The 4,515-nt window shown below is 47.0% G+C and carries 3 protein-coding genes; 1 reads left to right on the top strand and 2 read right to left on the bottom strand.

What is annotated here, in order from left to right:
• The coding region (locus P5674_RS23275; protein WP_315670331.1) for an SBBP repeat-containing protein at positions 1-1,554 on the bottom strand (1,554 nt) is incomplete at its 3' end.
• Positions 1,555-2,119: 565 nt separating this feature from the next.
• Between P5674_RS23275 and P5674_RS23270 the strand changes: the two genes are divergently transcribed.
• A complete protein-coding gene (locus P5674_RS23270; protein WP_006618455.1) occupies positions 2,120-2,401 on the top strand; it encodes a DUF3493 domain-containing protein in 282 nt (93 codons plus the stop codon).
• A gap of 358 nt (positions 2,402-2,759) precedes the next feature.
• On the opposite strand, the gene P5674_RS23265 is transcribed toward P5674_RS23270, so the two are convergent.
• The gene (locus tag P5674_RS23265) at positions 2,760-4,466 is read right to left on the bottom strand and encodes a DUF1565 domain-containing protein (protein ID WP_014274536.1); all 1,707 of its coding nucleotides are present in this window, start codon (positions 4,464-4,466) and stop codon (positions 2,760-2,762) included.
• Between the last annotated feature and the right edge of the window lie 49 nt (positions 4,467-4,515).

The raw sequence follows: 4,515 nt of genomic DNA, 5'->3' as shown, positions 1-4,515 counted from the left end.
CCCGGGAGCATACCAGAGAATATCTGTGATTCCTGAACCATTAAAGTCTCCCGCTACGGGGATATAATAACCATTTATCATAAACAAACGACTCCCATAACTACCATCTGCATGAAAGTACCACATATAATCCGGGTCAAGACCGGGAGCATACCAGAGAATATCTGTGATTCCTGAACCATTAAAGTCTCCCGCTATGGGAATATAATCACCGTTGAGAGGTAACAATGGGTGCATTAACTCCGGCGGCGGGGGTGCAGGTTCTTCTGGTGCAGTCCCATCAACTATCATCCGAATAAAGGCATTTCCAGCCACATAAATAGACCCATCAAGGCCGGTGCTGAGGTCATTTACTCCGTCCCACTCATTGCTTGCTAACAGTCTTATCCATGTCAAAGCCCCATCAGTTTCGTATTTGGCGATAAAGCCATCGGAATAACCACGATTCATTTCCCCAGCCAGGTTGCCTTGAGTCCAACCCGCCATATAAATAGACCCATCAAGGCCGGTGGTGAGGGCATTGGCTTCGTCAGGATTAGGGGTTCCCAACTGTCTTGTCCATACCAGAGTCCCATCCTCCGGTTCGTATTTGCTGATTAAGGCATTCCCGCCACGATTAAAAATTTCCTCGTTGATGTCGCCCTCGGTTAGACCAGCGACATAAATAGACCCATCAAGGCCGGTGCTGAGGGCATTAGCTGCCCCCCAACCATTGCTTCCCAACAACCTTGTCCATACCAGAGTCCCATCGGGTTCGTATTTGGCAATAAAGCCATCAGCACCACTCTGATTAATTTCCCCATTCAGGTCGCCCCAAGTCTCACCCGCCATATAAATAGACCCATCAAAGCCAGTGGTGAGGGCTCTGGCACCATCCCAATTACTGGTTCCTAACAGCCTTGTCCATGTCACAGTCCCATCGGGTTCGTATTTGCTGATAAAGGCATCCGTGCCACCATTATTTATTTCCCCACCTAGGTCGCCGTTAGTAAAGCCAGCTACATAAATGGACCCATCAAGGCCGGTGGTGAGGGCATGGGCTATTTCCGACCTATTGCTTGCTAACCGGGTTGTCCATACCTGGCTGCCATCGGGTTCATACCGGGCGAGAAACACATCGTTTTCACTGCTGGGAATTTCGTATGGCTGTCGAGGAATTTCTACAATCTGGTCACTCTGAGTATAGCCCGCCATATAAATAGACCCATCAAGGCCTGTGGTGAGGGCATTACCATAAGAGTTAGAATAGTTGCCTCCCAACAGCCTTGTCCATACCAGAGTCCCATCGGGTTCGTATTTGATAATAAAGCTATCAGTACCACTCTGATTGATTTCTCCATTCAGGTCGCCCCTAATAGAACCTGTCATATAAATAGACCCATCAAGGCCGGTGGTGATGGCCTTGCCACCAGTAGTCCTATCATTGGCTTCCAGTAGCCACGTATTGGCGAACTCTGGTGGCGTTGAAATCTGTACTGTTATCAGTCCTTCTGCTACCGAGATTAATTCGCTATCATCGGCTACAGGGTTTAGCTCATTCCATGACTCAATCATCTGGGTATCCCCCTCAATGAATTGATGCGATTTTTAATGCTGATATTTTTGGGAAATTTCCCATGATAAATATGATAATCTTACCTACCCAGATTGTCAATCCGTTAATCCATGGCGCAGGGCGGGTTTATTATATGGTCGTGAGGAATTGAGAATTGACAGCGGAGGCGCGCCCCTACAATTAACAATTAATAATTATTACAGATTTATCATAATTACTATTGACAAATTCCCGAACTTGACTTACACTAAAAGAATGGGAAACTGTGACGCCATATATATTCTAATTTAAGGTAGGCAGGTGCTGCTGTGAAAGCTCAATTGTCATGATGATCAAACGGCGCTAGACAACGCCAATGCTGCATCCTTAACAATGGAGCAATCTGCGCGTGCGTCACATCATGAAGTTTTTCGTGTCTATGCCAATTATCGGGATGTGGAAGCACCACTAGAGCCCTATGATGGGAAACTATCACCTACGGTTTTGAATGGGAGGGGGAAATGGTGACATCTCTCTCGACCCCTAATCCTAGAATACAGACATCAACTCAAAACTATATTACCTATGCCTAAGTCAAAAAGCGATCGCATTAATCCCAGAAATCTCGACCCAGAACTTTATGAGCGTCTGAAAGCCGAATCCAAAGCACCCTATCGAGGACTGCGACAGTTTATATATGTATCCTTCGCCGCCTCTGGATTAATTGGGGCGGTGGTTTTTTTGGCTCAACTCCTGTCAGGACGGGATGTAGGGACCGCCTTACCCAACTTTGCGCTTCAGGTGGGGGTGGTAGCTTTAATGGTTTGGCTATTTCGCCTAGAACAGCGATCGCCCAAATCTAAGTAACAAAACTTTATGTCCCTAGACAAAAATATATATTTCGCAAACAACTGACAAAAAAATAAAGAAAATATTACGAAATTTGAGATTTGGTCATGATACCTGTAATAATAATGATAGAAGCTCAATTGGGGTCAGCCAAAATAAAGGCCCTAAATATAAATACCCGTTTTCGTTCAATTGGGGTCAGCGATAGCAGGAACCAAGAACTTAGGCAGGTATCAGCCCGTAGTTGAGCCGCTCAAGCACTTGTTAACTCCTGTTTCTGATAAAGACCCTAAACATATTAAATCCAAAGCCAGCTATCCAATTGGGTAGCTGGCTATTTTAACTGCGACAGGTCTAGGGACTGTGAAACCCACCCCTAGAGAGGGCTACTCACCAAATAGGGGGAGTTAATCGCCTGAACTTTCCCGGCGTTGACTAAAGCCTGATAGACAAATGCGGCTACATCGGCGCGGGTGGCCACACGATTGGGGTTGAGTTGGCTTTGGTTAGGATAGTTAACTACCAAATTTCCGGTTGTGGCTCCCGCAACAGAGGGAAGCGCCCAAGTTGGAATCTCTGCTGCATCTTGATAGATGGAGAGGATATCAATATTGTCCGACTGGTAGCCAAGTCCTTGGGCTAAACCAACAATGCTTTGAATGCGGGTAATGGGGTCATTGGGTCGAAACTGACCGTCAGGAAATCCTGAAATAAACCCACCTTGATAGGCGGATTGAATGGCTTGATAACCCCAGAAGTTGCTGGGAACATCAGGGAATTGAGATCCTGATTGTTGGGCGGCGGGGGTAAAAGCATTTTTGACGATCGCCGCAAATTGTACCCTGGTCACTGGCTCATCAGGACGGAAAGAACCATCCTCAAATCCTGACATAATCCCTAGGCTGACTAATGCTTCCATATAGGACTGAGCCCAATGTCCTTGTAGGTCAGAAATAGTGCCAACTTCCAGACCCAAGTTAGGGGGTGTGACAGCGGCCAGTACATATTCAACCACTCCATAAATGCGGCTTTCGTCGATTTCATTACCGACTGCAGAGATGCTGTTACCTCGGGTGGCATTATATACATCGTAGCGCTGGTTATTGCGGATCAGGTTTTGACCCGGATCCCCTGCTGTTCCTAAGTTAGGTTGTGAAGTAGCGATCGCCACAATACCATCGCGCTGATTATTTTCGATCAAGTTATTGCGTAAAATCGGTTTAGCCGTATGGGAAACCATCACCCCGTCCCGGTTGTCCACAATCTGGTTTTCCACAATTTTCGGGGCGGAATCATCATTAATCGAAATCCCAAAACCAGTATTTTGAAACAGATTCCCCCTAATCAGTCCACCGCCAGAACGAGCCACCGAAATACCATTACCATCATTTTGGGCAAAAATATTGTTAGTGATGGTGGCGTTACCTTCCGCACTGATAAAAACCCCATCCCGTTTGCTATTGACAAAAGTTGAGTTACTGATGGTCGGGTTAGAGGATTCAACCCAAATCCCAGTCCCTCTGGTGTTGGGGTTGGTAATGGTGACTCCCAAAATTTGAGGGTCTCCCATAGTTCTGATGGTGACATTTTGACGAGCCAGACTCGGACTGACAAAATTACCCCCACCAATAATCAACACATTCCGACCATTATTAGATTGATCACCCAGTAGGATAACTCCTGGTTGGATGTTAATGGGGAATGCTTCCCCGGTCTCTGGGCTGTAGGTTCCGGGGGCTAACTTAATAGTGGTGCCGGGGGTAGCCCTGGACATAGCATAAGTGATGGTACGGAAAGGGGCTGCTTGAGAACCTGTTACCGTGTCGTTATCGGTTCCGGTGGCGGGGTTGACGTGGATGATTTGGGCTTGTACTAGGTATTCTGGGGAGGTTGGGGAGGTTGGTAATTCATTGGCGATCGCTTTAGGAATTGTCGGTAAATCAGCGATCGCCCCTAAGATCAAGGGGGTAGCTAGTAAACTCATACCCCGCCGCATTGACCATAGCCGAAACCCAAAAGCCTTTGGCTTCGATGTATCATAACTGTGGGCAGCCTTGCTAGTCAGAAAATAGTTATCTTTCATCAAAAATTCTCCGAGAAACCCCCATCCTCGCGTAGCAGGTGGGGGAGGG

This window comes from Limnospira sp. PMC 289.06 (genome assembly GCF_032350395.1).
Taxonomy (GTDB): domain Bacteria; phylum Cyanobacteriota; class Cyanobacteriia; order Cyanobacteriales; family Microcoleaceae; genus Limnospira; species Limnospira platensis.
Note: the sequence above shows the minus strand (reverse complement) of the source record. Positions and strands in the feature narration are given on the sequence as shown.

What these genes read in the sequence shown, in the direction of transcription:
- P5674_RS23265 (WP_014274536.1), bottom strand. Translation starts at nt 4,466, where the DNA reads ATGAAAGATAACTATTTTCTGACTAGCAAGGCTGCCCACAGTTATGAT.
- P5674_RS23270 (WP_006618455.1), top strand. Translation starts at nt 2,120, where the DNA reads ATGCCTAAGTCAAAAAGCGATCGCATTAATCCCAGAAATCTCGACCCA.